The organism is Acinetobacter sp. 778_lipA (genome assembly GCF_058242985.1).
The window spans coordinates 1,823,005-1,840,913 of record NZ_JBZAYT010000001.1; the positions used below are offsets into that span (position 1 = coordinate 1,823,005).

At 39.6% G+C, this 17,909-nt stretch carries 12 protein-coding genes; 5 read left to right on the plus strand and 7 right to left on the minus strand.

What is annotated here, in order from left to right; genetic code table 11:
- Nucleotides 1-217: 217 nt before the first annotated feature.
- Entirely contained in the window at nucleotides 218-1,276 is a 1,059-nt protein-coding gene (locus AC4CUY_RS08535; protein ID WP_004720964.1) for a type II asparaginase, read from the minus strand.
- A 306-nt stretch (nucleotides 1,277-1,582) separates the two neighbouring features.
- Nucleotides 1,583-2,818, minus strand: coding sequence for a pyridoxal phosphate-dependent aminotransferase (locus AC4CUY_RS08540; RefSeq protein ID WP_336953032.1), 1,236 nt, complete (start codon nucleotides 2,816-2,818; stop codon nucleotides 1,583-1,585).
- 151 nt (nucleotides 2,819-2,969) lie between these two features.
- On the opposite strand from AC4CUY_RS08540, the gene msrB reads away from it, so the two are divergent.
- The 4 genes from msrB (at nucleotide 2,970) to AC4CUY_RS08560 (ending at nucleotide 5,442) form a co-directional block, all read left to right on the plus strand.
- On the plus strand, nucleotides 2,970-3,389 hold the full coding sequence (gene msrB, locus AC4CUY_RS08545) for a peptide-methionine (R)-S-oxide reductase MsrB (RefSeq protein WP_004720961.1): 420 nt from the start codon (nucleotides 2,970-2,972) through the stop codon (nucleotides 3,387-3,389).
- On the plus strand, nucleotides 3,386-3,868 hold the full coding sequence (locus AC4CUY_RS08550) for a glutathione peroxidase (protein ID WP_336953031.1): 483 nt from the start codon (nucleotides 3,386-3,388) through the stop codon (nucleotides 3,866-3,868). The genes msrB and AC4CUY_RS08550 overlap by 4 nt, the downstream gene beginning before the upstream one ends.
- Nucleotides 3,869-3,903: 35 nt before the next feature.
- The gene (locus AC4CUY_RS08555) at nucleotides 3,904-4,749 is read left to right on the plus strand and encodes an AraC family transcriptional regulator (protein WP_336953263.1); all 846 of its coding nucleotides are present in this window, start codon (nucleotides 3,904-3,906) and stop codon (nucleotides 4,747-4,749) included.
- Between the two features lie 72 nt (nucleotides 4,750-4,821).
- A complete protein-coding gene (locus AC4CUY_RS08560) occupies nucleotides 4,822-5,442 on the plus strand; it encodes a LysE family translocator (RefSeq protein WP_490773977.1) in 621 nt (206 codons plus the stop codon).
- Nucleotides 5,443-5,579: 137 nt separating this feature from the next.
- Here the strand turns inward: AC4CUY_RS08560 and AC4CUY_RS08565 are convergent, their stop codons facing one another.
- Complete coding sequence (locus tag AC4CUY_RS08565; RefSeq protein ID WP_419359259.1) at nucleotides 5,580-8,750, minus strand: efflux RND transporter permease subunit; 3,171 nt, start codon at nucleotides 8,748-8,750, stop codon at nucleotides 5,580-5,582.
- 1 nt (nucleotide 8,751) lies between these two features.
- Nucleotides 8,752-9,927, minus strand: coding sequence for an efflux RND transporter periplasmic adaptor subunit (locus AC4CUY_RS08570; protein WP_490773978.1), 1,176 nt, complete (start codon nucleotides 9,925-9,927; stop codon nucleotides 8,752-8,754).
- A 431-nt stretch (nucleotides 9,928-10,358) separates the two neighbouring features.
- Here AC4CUY_RS08570 and AC4CUY_RS08575 point away from each other — a divergent pair, with 431 nt between their 5' ends.
- Nucleotides 10,359-12,581 carry a TonB-dependent receptor gene (locus tag AC4CUY_RS08575; RefSeq protein WP_336953027.1) on the plus strand — a complete coding sequence of 741 codons (2,223 nt, stop codon included), beginning with the start codon at nucleotides 10,359-10,361 and terminating at the stop codon, nucleotides 12,579-12,581.
- Between the two features lie 50 nt (nucleotides 12,582-12,631).
- Here AC4CUY_RS08575 and dapC read toward each other — a convergent pair whose 3' ends face one another.
- Genes dapC through purT form a run of 3 tightly spaced genes read right to left on the minus strand, consistent with a single transcriptional unit; the run spans nucleotide 12,632 to nucleotide 17,731 of the window.
- Entirely contained in the window at nucleotides 12,632-13,801 is a 1,170-nt protein-coding gene (gene dapC, locus AC4CUY_RS08580) for a succinyldiaminopimelate transaminase (RefSeq protein WP_490773979.1), read from the minus strand.
- Between the two features lie 28 nt (nucleotides 13,802-13,829).
- A complete protein-coding gene (gene glnD, locus AC4CUY_RS08585) occupies nucleotides 13,830-16,496 on the minus strand; it encodes a [protein-PII] uridylyltransferase (protein ID WP_336953023.1) in 2,667 nt (888 codons plus the stop codon).
- A 26-nt stretch (nucleotides 16,497-16,522) separates the two neighbouring features.
- Nucleotides 16,523-17,731, minus strand: a complete 1,209-nt coding sequence (gene purT / locus AC4CUY_RS08590; protein ID WP_336953022.1) for a formate-dependent phosphoribosylglycinamide formyltransferase — start codon at nucleotides 17,729-17,731, stop codon at nucleotides 16,523-16,525.
- Nucleotides 17,732-17,909 lie beyond the last annotated feature (178 nt).

The window sequence follows — 17,909 nt, forward strand, 5'->3', positions numbered from 1 at the left end:
AACGATATTTTTCATCATTTAGAGTAAATAAATATCGTAACTCGCGTCTAATATCTATTAAAACACACACATAGTCGCAAACGTAGAGGAATCGTCAACAGACCCTAACTCATTATCCATTCAATCTAAAATCAAACCGCCGAATTAATTTGACGGTTTAATGCATTCTTTTACAATTAACTTTGTGCTGGTCTTAAGCTTAATTTAAATATTAAGCTTAGTATTCCCAGAACATCCGTTGAATTTCTTTTGCATCTTTGGTTTTAGTGAGTGCCAAAGCTGCTAAGAGTTTTGCTTTTTGCGGATTTAAATCGTGAGCAACAACCCAACCATATTTATCATCAGGCTGTTCAGCATTACGTAACACAAAACCTTGTGGAACACGTGAAGAACGAATGATTTGTACACCTTGTTGCTGAAGTTGGTTTAATGTCGGAACAATATAGTTCGCAACGGAACCATTACCTGTACCTGCATGGATAATGGCTTTAGCACCCGCTTTTGCATAGGCCACATAGGCATCGGGAAGCATATTGCCTGAACCATAAACGATTTGAACGATTGGTAACGCATCACCTTGAATATTTTCAATATTAAACTCGGAGCTATTGTTAAAACGTTTTGCAACGTTTCTAAACCAATAAGGCTTACCTTCAACCAGTGTACCTAAAGCGCCCCATTGGCTGACAAAAGCATCGGTATGAATATTGATGGTCTTTGACACATCACGTGCTGCAAAAATATCATCATTCATTAACACAAAAACGCCTTTGCCTTTGGCACTGTCTGCGGCAGCAAGCGCAACAGCACTATAAAGGTTCAAAGGGCCATCAGCTGAAAGCGCTGAAGGTGGACGCATAGAACCAACAACGACAATTGGTTTATCTGTATGAACTGTAAGGCTTAGAAAATAAGCAGTTTCTTCTAAAGTATCTGTACCATGGGTAATCACCACGCCATTTACATCAGGCTTTTTAACCAACTCATTCACTTTGCGTGCAATGGTTAAAAGCTCTTTGTCAGTGATGCTTTCTGAAGCAACCTGTAAAGCCTGTACCCCTGTAACATTGGCAAGATTTTGAATTTGCGGAACTGCATTCAACAAATCATCTACAGGAACTTTCGCAGCAGTGTATGTTGCGCTATTTGTAGAACTTGCTCCAGCACCAGCGATCGTACCGCCAGTTGCGACGACAACGACATTATTTTTTGCATAACTCGTAAAGGGTAAAAGCATGCCAATTGCAAGTGTAAGTGCAGTAACCGTCTTTTTCATAAACTATCCTTTTCAATCATTGTTCTGGTCATAAGCATTTTTTGTACCAGTTTTTAAATCTATATAAATACTGAGCTGTTGCCCATACTTATTTAAAAATGTAATTTTTCAAATAATCACTCAAATTTATAGTTACATACTATTAAAACTGGATAAAGTGTTTGCCAGTGTGTTTTTTCAGCATTCAATAAAGATGTTGCACAATATAACGTCAATGAATAAGTTTTTAGTTGTACAGATGCTTGAGCAATAAAAAAGGCATTCAATTTTGAATGCCTTTTATAGCTTATGTTTACTTTATAAAGATTAACGCATTTTTGCCAAGAAACGACTTAAACGGTTCATTGCTTCACGTAATTCATTTTCTGCGGGGAGAAATACCACACGGAAATGATCAGGTGTAGGCCAGTTAAAACCTGTTCCTTGAACCAGTAAAACTTTTTCAGCTTTGAGGAAATCTAACATGAATTTTTCATCATCTTCAATTGGATAGATTTCAGGATCCAGTCTAGGGAAACAATACATTGCACCTTCTGGTTTTACACACGATACACCAGGAATATCGTTAAGCATTTCCCAAGCAATATTGCGCTGTTCATATAAACGACCACCTGGGCGGATCAAATCATTAATTGATTGATAGCCTCCTAAAGCGGTTTGAATCGCATATTGAGCTTGATGGTTGGCACATAAACGCATAGAGGCAAGCATGTCCAAGCCTTCAATGTAATCCATTGCACGTGATTTATCACCCGTAATCGCCATCCAACCAGAACGGTAGCCAGCAATACGATAGGCTTTAGATAAACCATTAAAAGAAACACATAAATGGTTTCCAGCTAATGCTGCAATAGAGACATGTTCGATACCGTCATAAACAATTTTGTCGTAAATTTCATCTGCAAATAAAATCAGATCATGTTTTTTTGCCAACGCGACAATCTGTTCTAAAACATGGCGCGGATAGACTGAACCCGTTGGATTGTTTGGGTTAATCACCACAATACCACGTGTATTCGGGGTGATTTTACTTTCCATATCCGCCATATCAGGATACCAGTAGTTTTGGTCATCACATTTATAGTGAATCGCTGTACCACCTGATAGATTTACGGCTGCCGTCCATAATGGGTAATCCGGCATTGGAACCAGCATTTCATCGCCATCATCCAATAAACCTTGCATCGCCATAACGATCAGTTCAGATACCCCATTGCCGATATACACATCTTTAACATGTAAATCTAAGATACCTTTTTGCTGATAATATTGACAAATGGCTTTACGTGCAGGAAAGATCCCTTTTGAATCTGTATAACCCACAGCATTAGGCAAATTTAAAGCCACATCATTGATAATTTCTTGCGGGGCTTCAAAGCCGAACGGGGCGGGGTTACCGATATTTAATTTAATAATTTTATGACCGGCTTCTTCCATCTCATTGGCCGCTCGTAACACTGGTCCACGAATGTCGTAGCAAACATGCTCTAGCTTTGACGATTTCTTGATTTCACGTGGGGTTGTGTTACCTAAAACGGACATAATTTTATCCAATTATTTTGAGTTAAAAAAATAGATTACTGAAATATCACAATCTATGTTGAAATTTAGCTAGAAATTTTCCAAGCTCTAGCGTAAATATGGAAGTACTGAAGCATGACATTGAATGTCAAAGATTTAAAGGAGTTTAATGATGGGAAAACTCAATAAAACAGACCGAGAATGGCAAAGAGAGTTATCACCAGAGGAATTTAAAATCACTCGACAAAAGGGTACTGAACCTGCCTTTACTGGAAAGTATTGGAATTCCAAGCAGCATGGAACCTATGTATGTCGATGTTGTGGGGAAGAATTATTCTCTTCAGAAACCAAATATGACAGTGGTTGTGGTTGGCCAAGCTTTTTTAAACCAATCAATAATACTGTTATAGAAGAACAAGATGATCATTCACATGGTATGGAACGTGTAGAAATTATATGCCATCATTGCGACGCTCATTTGGGGCATGTATTTGAAGATGGACCACAACCAACGGGCTTACGCTACTGCGTAAATTCCGCTTCTTTAGAATTAAAATCACAAGAAAAAGGCGACGAGGAAACGTATCCATGACCAACATTTATCAGTTTGAGGCTGAGCTGTTAGAGGGTGAAAATAAATCTTTTTCTGATTATGAAGGAAAAGTTTTATTGATTGTAAATACTGCAAGTAAATGTGGCTTTACTCCACAATTTGCAGGATTAGAAAAGGTTTACGAGAAATATAAAGACCAAGGTCTTGAAGTTTTAGGATTTCCTTGTAACCAGTTCGGTGGACAAGACCCTGGTACAAATGAGCAAATCGGCACTTATTGCCAACGCAATTATGGCGTTTCTTTTCCCATGTTCGCTAAAGTGAATGTAAAAGGGCCTGAAGCACATGTGATATTCCGTTATTTAACCAATAACAGCAAAGGCATACTTGGCAATGGTATTAAATGGAACTTCACCAAATTCTTAATTAATAAGAAAGGCGAAGTGATTAACCGCTATGCACCAACCACGAAGCCTGAGGATATAGAACAGGATATTGAAAAAGCTTTAGCAGAATAACCTGTTGTAAAGACCAAAATAAGACTGAGGATATGATGCAATTAGACACTACAGTTGAATTTTGGACTGATCCGCAAATGCCCTATGTCGAAACACGTAGGGCATGTCAAAGCCGTATTTGCTATAAACCACATAGCCACCCGACATTCTCGATTGGTGCTGTGGATTGTGGAATAAGCCGTTTTAGTAGCTATTTTGCCAGAGAGGAGCACATTCAAACAGGAAGCGTAGTAATCATTCCTGCGGAGGTAGAACACGCATGTAATCCATTAGAAAATCAAGCATGGAGCTATCAGATGATGCATCTAGATGCACATTGGATTGCTCAACTCGTTTCAGAATTAGTCAAAGATATCGAGCAGCTTTATCCTCATCATATTCCACTGCTAAAACCACAAATTTTAACAAACCCACATATATACCAAGCATTTACGCAATTAAATCAGTTGTTATTTGATCCTGCCATTTCGATTTTATTCAAACAACAACAATTAATTGAAGTTCTGAGTGAAATTTTATTGCCGAATTTTGAATTTACGTTATTAAAGCAGTCTGATTACTTTCAAAAGCATTTGGGTGCAATAATTGATGATATGGATCACAATAAACAGATGCTTTCTTTAGAAGATCTCAGTCAAAGCCTCGGGATTAGTCGTTATGCAATTATCCGCTTGTTTAAAAATAATTTTGGTTTAACACCACATGCATATCAATTAAATCAAAAAATAAATATAGCCAGAAAGCGTTTGAAATATGGAGAAGCAATTATTCAAGTTGCTCATGATTTAGGGTTTACAGACCAAAGTCATTTTCATCATGTGTTTAAATCGCATACTGGAATCACACCGAAGCAGTTTCAAGCTCAGTTTGTCATGCTCTAACTGCGCAATTATCTACAAGATAACACGTTCTAAAAATATTTAAGCTCATCTAAATATTTTTTGGATCGAGTAATGCAACTGTTCATTATTGTGATGGTCACCCATTTCATTGCTTTACTTTCACCCGGCCCTGATTTTTTTCTTATTTTAACCTCATTGTTTCGAAATGGACCACGCGCGGCGAGAGCTGTTTGCTTAGGAATCGTCTTGGGAAATGTTGCCGTGATTGGTCTTGTTTTGAGCTCATTATTTTTTCTTGGCAAATTTGATGATGAAATTTTAAAGTTGGTAAAATGGGGCTGTATTACCTATTTAAGTTATTTGTCTTATCGGTGTTTCATATTTGCGCAACAAGCTAAGCTAACAGTGGATTACCATCTGGAGCACCAAAATAAATCAACCTTTGCATGGATGAAATATCTCTTGTTGGGGATACAGTCGAGCTTATTAAATCCTAAAAACATTCTGTTTTATAGCAGTATTATTATGGCAATTTATCAACGCTATAATGTTATTCAACTGACTTTAATCTGTCTGTGGATGGTGAGTGTGGTATTGATCTGGAACTTGTTTTTGGTGCGATTAATGGCTCATAACCAAGCTATGCATTGGTTTAAATCCAAAATCAAATATATTTATTATCTTTCATCTTTATGCTTTGGCTTATTTGCTGTGGCTTTATTGCTGAATTAACCTAAATAAAATTAGACCCAATAAAAATGCCTATCTAATAAAGATCTAGATAGGCATTTTCTTTTACATTATGTTGTCATCTTATCCATTGGGTCTAACAATTAGTTCTGGTTGAGCATCTGATTCAATTTAAAAAATCAAGAATGAGATACGCTTGCTTCGTTCGATTTATTGGCTTTATTACGTTTAAATAACATGTTGTGAATATCATCAATAAAAGTATACACAACAGGAATAACTAATAATGATAAAAAGGTACTGGTAATCAGTCCACCAATTACAGAAATTGCCATCGGTGCTCTAAAACTTGGATCTGTACCTATTCCTAAGGCAATTGGAAACATCCCCGCACCCATCGCTAAAGTGGTCATAATAATGGGGCGTGCACGCTTATGGCAGGCATCTAATAGGGCATTCATACGTGAATACTGCCGTTGATTGCGGGCTATAATTGCATAATCGACCAAAAGAATAGAGTTTTTACTGGCAATTCCCATCAGCATGATTAAGCCAATCAAACTTGGCATCGAAAAACTACTTTTTGCTAAAAGCAGTAGCACAAACGCACCACCCAGCGCCAAAGGTAATGCCACTAAAATGGTGATCGGTTGTAGGAAATCTTTAAACAGTAGCACTAAGACGACATAGATACACAATACGCCTGTCAGCATAGCTAAACCAAAGCTTGCAAAGAGCTGTTCCATCACATCGGCATCACCCAGATTGGTACGTTTTACTGTCGGTGGTAAGTTTTTGATGGTTGGAAGTTTATCTACAGCCGCCGCAACATCGCCTAAAGGCTGATCATTGAGCTCAATATTAAAGTTGATGTTACGTAAACGGTTAAAACGGTCAATTTGTGAAGGACCACTTTCAATATTGACTTGTGCAATGGTGCCTAACATCACTGGACCTTTACTACCTGTAATCATCAAGCGTTTAATTAGATCTTGGTCTTGACGTGCAGACAATGGCAGTTTGATGACAATCGGAATTTGTCGTTGCGAAAGATTTAATTTTGCCAAGTTCTGATCAAAATCTCCCGCCGTGGCAATACGCACAGTTTCAGCGATATTTTGCGTGGTAATGCCTAAATCCGCAGCTTTTGCAAAGTCAGGGCGAATCACCAATTCAGGGCGAATCAATGCTGCGCTTGAGGTAATACTGCCAATATTTGGAATAGTACGAATTTCTCGTTCTACTTGACGTGCTGTCGTGATTAATACATCTGGGTCATCTCCTGACAGCGCAATTTGATACTGGCTGTTATTGCCTGCAATACCGACTTGAATCCGTGCGCCAGGCAGTGGGGCTAAACGTTGTCGCAAGTCATTTTCAATTTTTTGTAGACTCGCAGCGCGGTCAGAACGTGCTGTGATTTGAATGGTTAATGTTGCTTTTCTTGGTTCACTCGATGCACCCCCCGCAAATGGATCTGTACCTGCTGAACCACCTCCAATGGTGGTATAGATACTTTTAATCTCAGGATGATCCTTTATTAAACTACGGGCGTATTCTGCTGCTTTTAAGGTATCTGGAAATTGTGAACCTGGTGGAAGCTCTACACGCACTTGGGTTTGCCCAGTGTCAGGTGGTGGAACAAAGCCTGTAGGGAGTAATGGGATGAGCATCAGTGAAGCAATAAAGAATATGATCGCACTGCTTAAGGTAATCCAACGATGATTTAAACACCACGTAACCATCCGCATATATGCGCGCATCATCCGACCATCTTTGGCACGGTCATGTTGAAGTTCAAGATCACCATGATCTTTGATTGTTTGGCTTTGATCATCTAATACTTGATTATCATGATGACTTTCAACTTTACCAACCCATGGTTTAAGAATATAGGCTGACATCATAGGCGTCAGTAAGCGTGCCACCAAGAGCGAGGCAAAAATAGCCAAAGCCGCTGTCCAGCCAAATTGCACAAAGAATTTACCCGCAATTCCACTCATAAAGGCAGTGGGCAAGAACACTGCGATCAAGGTAAAGGTTGTGGCAATCACGGCTAAACCAATTTCATCGGCTGCCTCCATCGCAGCTTCATAAGGTGTTTTCCCCATTCGAAGATGCCTGATGATATTTTCAATTTCTACAATGGCATCATCAACCAGTATCCCAACAACCAGAGACATGGCTAATAGTGTGACAATATTTAAAGTAAAACCTAAGTAATACATCCCAATTAAGGCAGGTAAAATTGACAAAGGTAGAGCAGTTGCAGCAATGATCGTGGCACGCCAATCACGTAGAAATAGCCAAACCACCAAGATTGCAAGAAGCGCACCTTCATAGAGTAAAGACATCGAACCTTTATAGTTATCAACCACGGGGTTTACGAAGTTAAATGCTTCTGTGATTTTAATATCGGGATGAGATGCTTTTAATGTTTCAAGCGCCTCTTTTACACCGATTTCAACATCAACCTCACTCGCACCTTTACTGCGAGTAATTTCAAAGCCAATCACAGGGTGACCATTTAACAGTGCAGCAGAGCGTCGTTCAGCAATGCCATCGCGAATACTGGCAACTTGATCCAGCCGAATATGGCGACCATCACTCAAGGAAATATCCATTGCTGCAATTTCAGCAGCAGTTTTTACTGTGGCAATAGTACGAATAGACTGTTCACTGCCACCTATTTTGGTTTGTCCGCCAGAAGCATCTTGTTGAACAAGGCGTAATTGTCGGGTGATGTCTGTTGCTGTGGCATTTAATGCCAAGAGTTTTTCAGGGTCAACCTCAACTTCAACTTGGCGAGTGACACCGCCTACACGAGAAACCGCACCAACCCCTTTGACTTTTAACATAGCACGCGCAACGTCATAATCCACAAACCAAGACAATGCTTCCTCATCCATACGGGGGGATTGGATGGTATAGGTGAGAATTGGTGAACCTGAAAGGTTAATTTTACTGACAATTGGATCACGAAGATCCGCGGGTAAATCTGAACGTACTTGTGAAACGGCGTTACGTACATCATCAACAGCTTCTTGTAGTGGTTTTTCCAGTTGAAACTCTGCGGTTACGGTGACTACACCATCTTGGATATTGGTATATTGATTTTTAAGCCCCTGTAAGGTTGCAATCGAGTTCTCAATTTTACGTGCAACTTCAGTTTCCAGTTGGGGAGGTGCTGCACCTGGTAATGCCGCTGTGACCGTGACCATTGGTAATTCAATATCGGGAAATTGTTGTATTTTCATCCAATGAAAACACATCAAACCCGCTAAACCAAGCATGATAAAAAGCAAAATACCGGGAATCGGATTCTTAATCGACCAAGCGGAGAAATTCATGTTATTTCTCCTGCGTGCTAACGAGTTGTTTGGTCAATGGTGTATCTGGAATGGCTTGCCCACGTTTGATTAAATCACCATCTGACAAGAATCCTGTTCCAGAGGCAACCAGTTGAGTGTTTGCTGCTAAATCAACAATTTCAACACGATCATTTAAACGTCGACCAAGTGTGACTTTCTGTTGAGTTACTCGATTATCTTTATTGACAATAAACACATAAGAGAAACCATCACGTAAAAGTACTGCGGTTTGAGGCACTGTTAGTGCTGGCTTTTGGCCTAGATCAAACTCACCTTTGACAAACATACCCATACGAACAGCATCAGTGGTAGGTATATCCACATAGACCAAGCCATAACGTGTTTGCGGGTCAATGACTGGTGCAATCATCCGAACGCTACCTGAAACGGCAGAACGGCTAGGATCAGGTGAGGTGATATGCGCTGTCATGCCTTTTTTAAGTTTATATAAGTCTGTCGAGGTTACTTCGGCACGCCATTCCAAACGGTTATCACGGATCAAGCGGAACAGTTCTTGTCCCGTTTGTGCCAATGAGCCAACTGTTGCTGTACGTGCTGAAATAACTCCATGATCGGGTGCAATCACATGGGTTTGTGTTAAACGAAGCTGATTACTGTCAATTTGGGCTTTGGCAGCATCTAAACGGGCTTGTGCTGTACTTTGAGAAGTCAGGTATTTTGTCGCTTCTTGTTGTGAAATTGCACCGGTATTTTTGAGTTGTTGAATACGTTGATTATTGATACTGGCATCAGCTAGCACAGCTTTCGCTTCTGCATAATTGGCTTTTGCTGTCGCCAATTCTGCACGAATACTTTCGCTGTTAATTTCAGCCAAAACTTGCCCACGTTGTACGCTATCTCCAACGTTGACATTGACTTTGGTAATTCGTTGCCCCGAAAGTTCACTGCCAATGACCACTTCTTGCCATGCAGCAATATTGCCATTGGCTGTAAAGTTTTGCTTCCAGTTTTGTAGCTCGGGTTGTATCACCGTTACAGTTAGTGCTGGTTTTGCGTTAGAAGCGGATGTTGCTGCATTTTCTGAAGAAGTCTGTTTTTTATTTGAAGATTTCCATCCAATAAAAGCGACGATTAGCACAATAAAAATAATTGCAATAATGATCCCGAGTTTTGAGTTTATGCGCTTTTTTTTCATTGGGTCATGCGATTTCATTTTAGTTTTTTAAATGAGTAGAGATAAGTTGAGTATCTCTAAAGGCTCTATGTTTGGTCAAGTTGCAATACAGCGCTTAATGTGATTTTTTGAAAGTTAAGTAGTTAAATTTTGCTATAGAGGGGGCATTCAAGTTAGCGACATTTGTTGTTTTAATGCATTGATTATTAGATAGGTTGAGCGGATAAAATTATTTATATGTTTTTAATATGAAAACTTTAGTGATTAGTATAATTTTTTATAAAAACTACAAGGCTATTCTCAATTTGTAATTTTTTTTAATAAATAAATACCATGAGATATTGCTTTTTTATTTAAAAAATCACGCTTACAAAATGAGAAAGTAAGTTTAAGTAAGAGTGATTATCATTTAATATGGCGGCTTAATTTAGATGACTGTTTTAGAGCCTCCTATGCGAAAAATTAAACCCTTAATTGTGATGATGGCAGTGGCGACGAGTGCTGCAATTGCGCATGCTGAACAACAAGATGCTTCATTGTCTCAGTCGAATAATGGCAATGCAAAACAACTGAGTACGATTACAGTAGTCGCAAGTGCAGATGCATCAGCAGAGGGCTTAATGCCAGCATTTGCTGGAGGACAGGTGGCTTCTGGTGGTAAAGTTGGGATATTTGGCAATCAGAAAAATATAGATACACCGTTTAATCTAACCAGTTATACCAATCAATATATTCAAGAGCGACAAGCAAAAAGTGTTGGGGATATTTTAAGAGCGGATCCAAGTGTTCGTGTCGGACGTGGTTTTGGTAATTTCCAAGAAAATTATTATATTCGTGGCTTTAACTTGGGCTCAGATGACACAGCCTATAATGGCTTATATTCAATTTTACCACGTCAGTATATTCCTGCAGAGCTGTTTGAACGTGTTGAAGTGTTAAAAGGGGCATCCTCATTTTTAAATGGAGCAATGCCAAGTAATGGTGGGATTGGTGGTGCAATTAACCTATTGCCGAAACGTGCAAGTAACGAACCACTTAATCGTGTCACAGTAGGTACGGACTTTAATGGCGGTTATATTGCCAATGATATTTCTCGCCGTTTTGGTGAAGATCAACAATTCGGCGTACGAGTAAACACAGCATATCATGGGGGTGATACTGCTGTTGATAATGAAAAAGCATCTTTAGGCTTAGCTTCTATAGGTTTGGATTACCGTGGTGATCGTTTACGTGTTTCTGGAGATATGGGTTATGTGAATAATCGTTTAAAATCGACTCGTCCAAACGTGACTTTAGGCGCGGGTATTACCGAGATTCCGAAAGCAATTGATGGCTCAGATAACTTTGCACAAAAATGGACGTATTCAAATGAAGAGGATGTCTTCGGAAGTTATCGTGCTGAATATGATTTAGCAGATAATTTAACAGCTTATGCTGCTTATGGTTTTCGACATGGCGAAGAGCAAAACAGTTTAGCAAATATGACATTGACCAATCAGAAAACAGGCGCGGGAACCATTTATCGATTTGACAATACGCGTGTAGATATGGTCAATACTGGTGAAGTTGGTGTGCGTAGTAAAGTAAACACAGGTTCAATTGAACATAATTTAGTGCTATCTGCATCGGCATTTCAACAGAACACTCGCAATGCTTATGTGATGGACTATAAAAATATATTAGCCAACAATATCTATAATCCAATCCAGTATGATCAACCTGCTTATTCACAAAATGCGTTGTTTGGGAATAACTTAGATACACCTAAATTAACGACTAGGACGCGTTTAAGAAGTATTGCCATTGGCGATAACCTCAAAGCTTTAGATGATAAATTAACAGTCATGCTCGGTGGACGTTATCAAACCATCATGCAAGAAAACTATAATTATGGAACTTCAACTAAATCAGGTGAGTATGATGAAAGTAAGTTTACCCCTGCTTTGGGTCTAAGTTATAAAATTCTGCCTGAAGTTTCAGTTTATGCAAATTATATTGAATCTTTAGCTAAAGGTTTGAGTAATACCAATTCAACGACGAAAGAAACCACAACACTCAAACCATTCGTTGCTAAACAAAAAGAAATTGGTGCCAAATATGAAAATGATCAGTTTGGTGCAAGCCTAAGTTTTTTTGATATCGATAAGCAGCGCGCAGTACTTGAAAACAGTATTTTTAGTGATGCGGGTAAATATGTACATCGTGGTGTTGAACTCAATACTTTTGGTCAATTGACTGATTCTTTAAAAGTGTTAGGTGGTGCAACTTGGATTGATGCAAAGCAAAAAAATACAGGAAATGTTAACTACGATAATAAAAAGGAGGTGGGTGTTGCAGAATTTCAAGCAAATGTTGGTGCTGATTGGAAATTGCCAACAGTTAACGATGTGTCTTTAAATGCTCAAGTCACTTATACAGGTTCGACTTATGCGAGTTTAGACAACAAATTGAAAGTAGGTGATTGGACAACTTTAGATCTTGGTGCGACATATAAAACTCAGTTGGGGCAAACGCCGACAACTTTTAATTTCCGTGTAAATAATGTCTTCGATAAAAACTATTGGTCATCAGTTGGTCTATTCGATAACATCAACAGTACTTCTAACACCAATAACGGTTACTTGGTTGCTGGGCAACCTCGTACATTCATGCTAAGTGCTGCATTTGATTTTTAAACACCACAAAAAATGCCCCAAATTTGGGGCATTTTTTATAACAACATTTTTTATAAAATGGTTTTCAGACGCTGAATCACTTGCTCACATTGAGCAATATCTGCGACCAATGCCATACGAACATGACCTTCACCAGGATTGCCTTGTTCAGTATCACGAGACAAATAACGCCCCGGTAAAACTTTAATGTTGGCTTTTTCCATTAACATTTTGGCAAAGTTTTCATCATGATCGACTTTTAACCAATAATAGAAACCTGCATCAGGCTTTTGTAATGGTAAAAGATGACCGAGTTCATTTTGGAACAAATCAAACTTAGCACGATACAGTCTACGATTTTCTTCAACATGTGTTTCATCGTTCCAAGCAACAATTGAAGCCAATTGATGCTGGACTGGCATTGCAGCGCCGTGATAAGTACGGAATTTTAAATAAGGTTTAAGTAAGTTTGCATCACCAGCAACAAAACCTGAGCGCATACCCGGTAAGTTTGAACGCTTAGACAGTGAATGGAACACGATACAATTTTTATAATCGTCACGACCTAATTCAGCACAGACTTCCAATAAGCCGATAGGTGCTTCATCAAACCATAATTCTGAGTAACATTCATCAGACGCAATCACAAAATCATATTGGTCAGAAAGTGCTATTAGCTTTTTAAATTGTGCTTTTGAAAGTACCGCACCAGTAGGATTTCCCGGCGTACAAACAAACAAAAGTGCGGTTTTTTCCCAAACTTCAGCAGGTACAGCATCAAAATCACCAAGGTAATTGTTGTCGTCGGTACAGTTGACAAAGTATGGCTTGGCACCAGCTAAAAGAGTCGCACCTTCATAAATTTGATAGAACGGATTAGGCATTACCACATAAGGTGCGTCATCACGATTAATCAAGGCTTGTACAAAAGAGAAAATTCCCTCACGTGTACCTGTTACCGGAAGAACATGATCTTCCGCACTGATCGCATTCAGCTTAAAACGACGGGTTAGCCACTGAGCAATACTTTCACGAAGTTCGGGTAAACCTTTACTGTTTGGATAAGTTGAAAGGTGCTGAAAATTATCAATGATCGCTTGCTTCACAAACTCAGGAGCAGGATGCTTTGGTTCTCCAATTGAAAGTGGGATCAAAGGTAAATCTGCAGGTTTTACATCCTGAAAAAGCTGGCTTAACTTTTCAAATGGATAAGGATGTAATAAAGACAAACTAGAGTTCATGAAACAATTACCACGATAGAAAGTAAGATTAATGTTGCCCACAGATTTGATTTGATGCTTCGTCTAATGCCGCTTTTAATTTTGCGGTAAAGACTTCAGCCTCAGCTTCAGTGAGGGGGGTGCCATCTTTTTTGGTGACAAAGAAAATATCTTCTGCTTTTTCACCCAGCGTGGCGATTCTAGCAGAATGTATGTCTAAACCTTGCATCATAAATAAACCACCAACGCGTGCGAGTAAGCCCGGTTGGTCGAGAGTAGAGATTTCTACCATATTTTGCTGCAAAGCTTCGTTCAGTGTTACATCCACGGTATTTTCAATATCGAAGTGGCGAAGTTGACGTGGAATACGACGTTGCATCAAACCCGGATATTTATCTGATTCGCTTAAGGCTTTAATTAACGCCTGTTTGACTGTTTCTTCACGTTCAGGATCGGTTAATAAGGTACCGAAACGATCCAAGACCACATAAGTATCTAAACTAAAGGCTTTGGTTGCAGTGATAATCCGTGCATCTTGGACATCTAAATTCATACGATCCAAAATTGCCACTGTGGTAGCAAACAGATTGGGTTGGTCTTGAGTATAAATAAAGATCTGTACAGCATCTTGTGCGGCTTTACGGTGCGCCCGCATGAGCACCAATGGTGCAGGGTTGTCGCCGTGTTGCAAAATGGCGCGAGTATGCCATGCAATTTCATCTGCGGATTCTTTAAGGAAGTATTCGTCCCCAAGCTCTTGCCAAACCTTTTCAACTTGATCGAGTGGAAACTCATCCACCAAGACTTCGCTTGCAGAGAATTTGGTATCTTCAATCAGCATTTGATAATCAACAGGTCGACCCAAACCAGAACGAATTACATCACGCGCATGGGTATAGAGTTGACGCATCAAAGAAGAGCGCCATGTATTCCAAAGTTTTGGATTGGTGGCATTGATATCGGCAACTGTCAGTGTATAGAGATAATCTAAATGCTCCATATCACCAAGCTTTTCAGCAAACTCTTTCACCACATCTGGATCAGAAATATCTTTTTTCTGTGCGGTCATCGACATCAGTAAATGGTTTTGGATGAGCCAAGCAACCAGATTACATTCGCGCTCAGTAAACCCATGCGCAAGACAGAATTCAATTGCATCTTCAGCGCCAAGTTCACTGTGATCTCCACCACGGCCTTTGGCAATATCATGGAATAATGCAGCAAGGAATACGATGTCACGGCGGACTAAGCGTTGAAATACAGAACTGACAACAGGATAGTCTTTGGCAAAGCCGGGTTCTTTAAAACGATTTAAATTACGAATTAACAGTAAGGTATGTGCATCGACGGTATAAATATGGAACAAGTCATATTGCATCAGTCCCATGATTTGCCCAAAAGCAGGAATATAATTTCCTAATACACCATAACGCTTCATTGCCACCATGGTTTCGTATAAACGATATGGAGAGCGAATGATCGCCATGAATAGTGCTTGATGGGTTGGATTATCACGAAATGCTTGATCAATTCTTTTTGCAGCTAAGGTCAAAAGACGCAGTGTACGTGCACGAATACCCTCAATTTCAGGGCGATTCGCTAAGATATAGAAAATTTCTAAAATCGCACTTGGATTTTCGGAAAAAATTTTATGTTGTTGAACTGCGAGCTTGCCATCAACCAGTTTAAAATGTTCGTTAATATTTTCGATTTTACGTTCATAGTCGGGTAAACGTGGAGTAATCACCGACTCATTGAAATAAGCCAATAACATTTCATTTAAGGTCGAAACCTGCTGCGCGGTACGATAATAACGCTTCATGAACTGTTCAATTGGATAATTTGGATGATGATCATCTTCTCGCGTATAGCCAAATTTAGCAGCAATATCACGTTGATAATCAAACAATAGACGATTTTCATCACGTTTAGTTAAACGATGTAAATGATGGCGGATTTCCCAAAGAAAGTTTTCAGCTTCCTCTAGAACGCCCAATTCAAATTCAGAAATAAAACCCAAATGAACCAAGTCGTAAATACGATTGACTCGAAAATGCCGTTTGGCAATCCAGCCAATTTGGTTAATGTCCCGAATACCGCCGGGTGCATTTTTAATGTCGGGTTCTAAATTACTTTCAGTATTGTTATGTTGCGCATAACGTTGCGCTTGTTCATCCATCTTGGCATCAAAGAAAGTCTTATCTGTCCAAGTTTGTGAAACGACACGACGAGGCCATCTTGCCAGATGTTGATTACCAATAATCAATCGTGCTTCAATCAGTGAGGTTGCAACAGTGAGATCATTGGTGGCTTGTTCAAAACAACTTCGGATAGTACGTACACTGATACCGGGTTTAAAATTCCCCACATCCCAAAGTGTAGAAATAAATTGCGTCACCGTTTGTTCTTGTTCAGGAGAAAGATCTTCTTCTGAAAGAATCATGATGTCGACATCGGAATAGGGCAACATTTCGCGCCGTCCATAGCCGCCAACAGCAAATAAACCGAGATCTGTTTGATCTAGCCCGGAATGTTTCCATAGAAACATAAGGGCTTCATCTACCACATTTGAGCGGGTACGGACAATTTCGCGTATTGTTGTACCATGATCATAAGCCTCATTTAACTGTTGTTCGACATCGCTACGCCATTGATTAATCGCTTTAATGTCATGTATATCAGTTACATATTCCAACAGAGGAGAGGTGTTGATCATGGATGTCTTGTCCGCAAATATATTGGCTAGTTGTTTAAATGAACTGTGACTTTTGCAGCCGTTTCTTGTGCAAGTTCACGTGCTTGGTCTGTTGTTTCAGCACGTGCTGTTGCCACGCCCATACGGCGACGTTTAAATCCTTCAGGTTTACCGAACAGGCGTAAGTCTGTCGCAGGATTTTGCAAAGCAAGATTTAAGCCAGAGTATGAAAGATTCTTTGCATCCATACCTGCATAGATTACAGCACTTGCAGCAATACTATGTCGTTCAGTATTGACAGGTAAACCCAAAATCGCACGTGCATGTAATTCAAATTCGCTTTGGAATTGTGATGCAAGTGTGACTAAGCCTGTATCGTGTGGACGCGGTGATACTTCACTAAACCATACTTTATCACCTTTTACAAACAGTTCTACCCCAAAAATCCCACATCCACCAAGTGCTACAGTGACTTTATTGGCAATGCGTTTGGCTTCATTTAAAGCTGCTTCTGTCATTGCTTGGGGCTGCCAACTTTCTACATAGTCGCCTGAGTCTTGACGGTGTCCAATCGGATCACAATAAGCGGTTTCAATTCCACCTGTTTCTGGATTTTTCGAACGTACAGTGAGTAAGGTGATTTCAAAATCAAAGTCAATTTGTGACTCAACGATGACTGTACCTTGATTTACCCGACCACCAGTTTGAGCATATTCCCAAGCCGCATCTACTTCAGCATATTCTTTGACACGAGATTGCCCCTTACCAGAGGAAGACATTACAGGTTTAACAAAGTTCGGATAACCAATGTCATCACATGCAGAACGGAAGCTTTCTAAGGTATTGGCAAAACGATAAGCGGAAGTGGGTAAACCAAGTTCTTCCGCCGCTAATCGACGAATCCCTTCACGGTTCATCGTTAAATTCACTGCCTTTGCTGAAGGGATCACTGTTGCAATATTTTGTTGTTCGATTTCGACTAATACTTGAGTAGCAATCGCTTCAATTTCTGGGACAATAAGATTAGGTTTTACTTTTTCAATTAAAGCTTTTAATTCTGTTGCGTCCGCCATGTTTAAGCTATAAGAGAAATGAGCAACTTGCATGGCAGGTGCATTTTCGTAGCGATCTGCCGCGTGAACTTCAACACCAAGTCGTTGTAATGAAATCACCACTTCTTTACCAAGCTCTCCTGAACCTAACAGTAAAACTTTAAAGGCAGATGATTGAAGTGGAGTACCAATAGTAACGCTCATGCTATTCTTCCATGCTTGTCTTATGGACTGTTAGCATAGCAGAACTCAGGCGTGTGTTAAGGGCTGATTGACATAAAATAATGATATTGTCTAACAGATTTTTTTATAAAGTCTTTAGCTTCTAGATTGTTTGTCACTGCAAATGAAGTAGCTTTGAATTTTCGCAAGAAAGTTGATC

Excerpts from the sequence above, each read along its gene's own strand:
- AC4CUY_RS08535 (WP_004720964.1), bottom strand. The coding sequence starts at position 1,276 with ATGAAAAAGACGGTTACTGCACTTACACTTGCAATTGGCATGCTTTTA.
- AC4CUY_RS08560 (WP_490773977.1), top strand. The coding sequence starts at position 4,822 with ATGCAACTGTTCATTATTGTGATGGTCACCCATTTCATTGCTTTACTT.
- AC4CUY_RS08550 (WP_336953031.1), top strand. The coding sequence starts at position 3,386 with ATGACCAACATTTATCAGTTTGAGGCTGAGCTGTTAGAGGGTGAAAAT.
- AC4CUY_RS08575 (WP_336953027.1), top strand. The coding sequence starts at position 10,359 with ATGCGAAAAATTAAACCCTTAATTGTGATGATGGCAGTGGCGACGAGT.
- AC4CUY_RS08570 (WP_490773978.1), bottom strand. The coding sequence starts at position 9,927 with ATGAAAAAAAAGCGCATAAACTCAAAACTCGGGATCATTATTGCAATT.
- AC4CUY_RS08555 (WP_336953263.1), top strand. The coding sequence starts at position 3,904 with ATGCAATTAGACACTACAGTTGAATTTTGGACTGATCCGCAAATGCCC.
- purT (WP_336953022.1), bottom strand. The coding sequence starts at position 17,731 with ATGAGCGTTACTATTGGTACTCCACTTCAATCATCTGCCTTTAAAGTT.
- dapC (WP_490773979.1), bottom strand. The coding sequence starts at position 13,801 with ATGAACTCTAGTTTGTCTTTATTACATCCTTATCCATTTGAAAAGTTA.
- AC4CUY_RS08540 (WP_336953032.1), bottom strand. The coding sequence starts at position 2,818 with ATGTCCGTTTTAGGTAACACAACCCCACGTGAAATCAAGAAATCGTCA.
- msrB (WP_004720961.1), top strand. The coding sequence starts at position 2,970 with ATGGGAAAACTCAATAAAACAGACCGAGAATGGCAAAGAGAGTTATCA.
- AC4CUY_RS08565 (WP_419359259.1), bottom strand. The coding sequence starts at position 8,750 with ATGAATTTCTCCGCTTGGTCGATTAAGAATCCGATTCCCGGTATTTTG.
- glnD (WP_336953023.1), bottom strand. The coding sequence starts at position 16,496 with ATGATCAACACCTCTCCTCTGTTGGAATATGTAACTGATATACATGAC.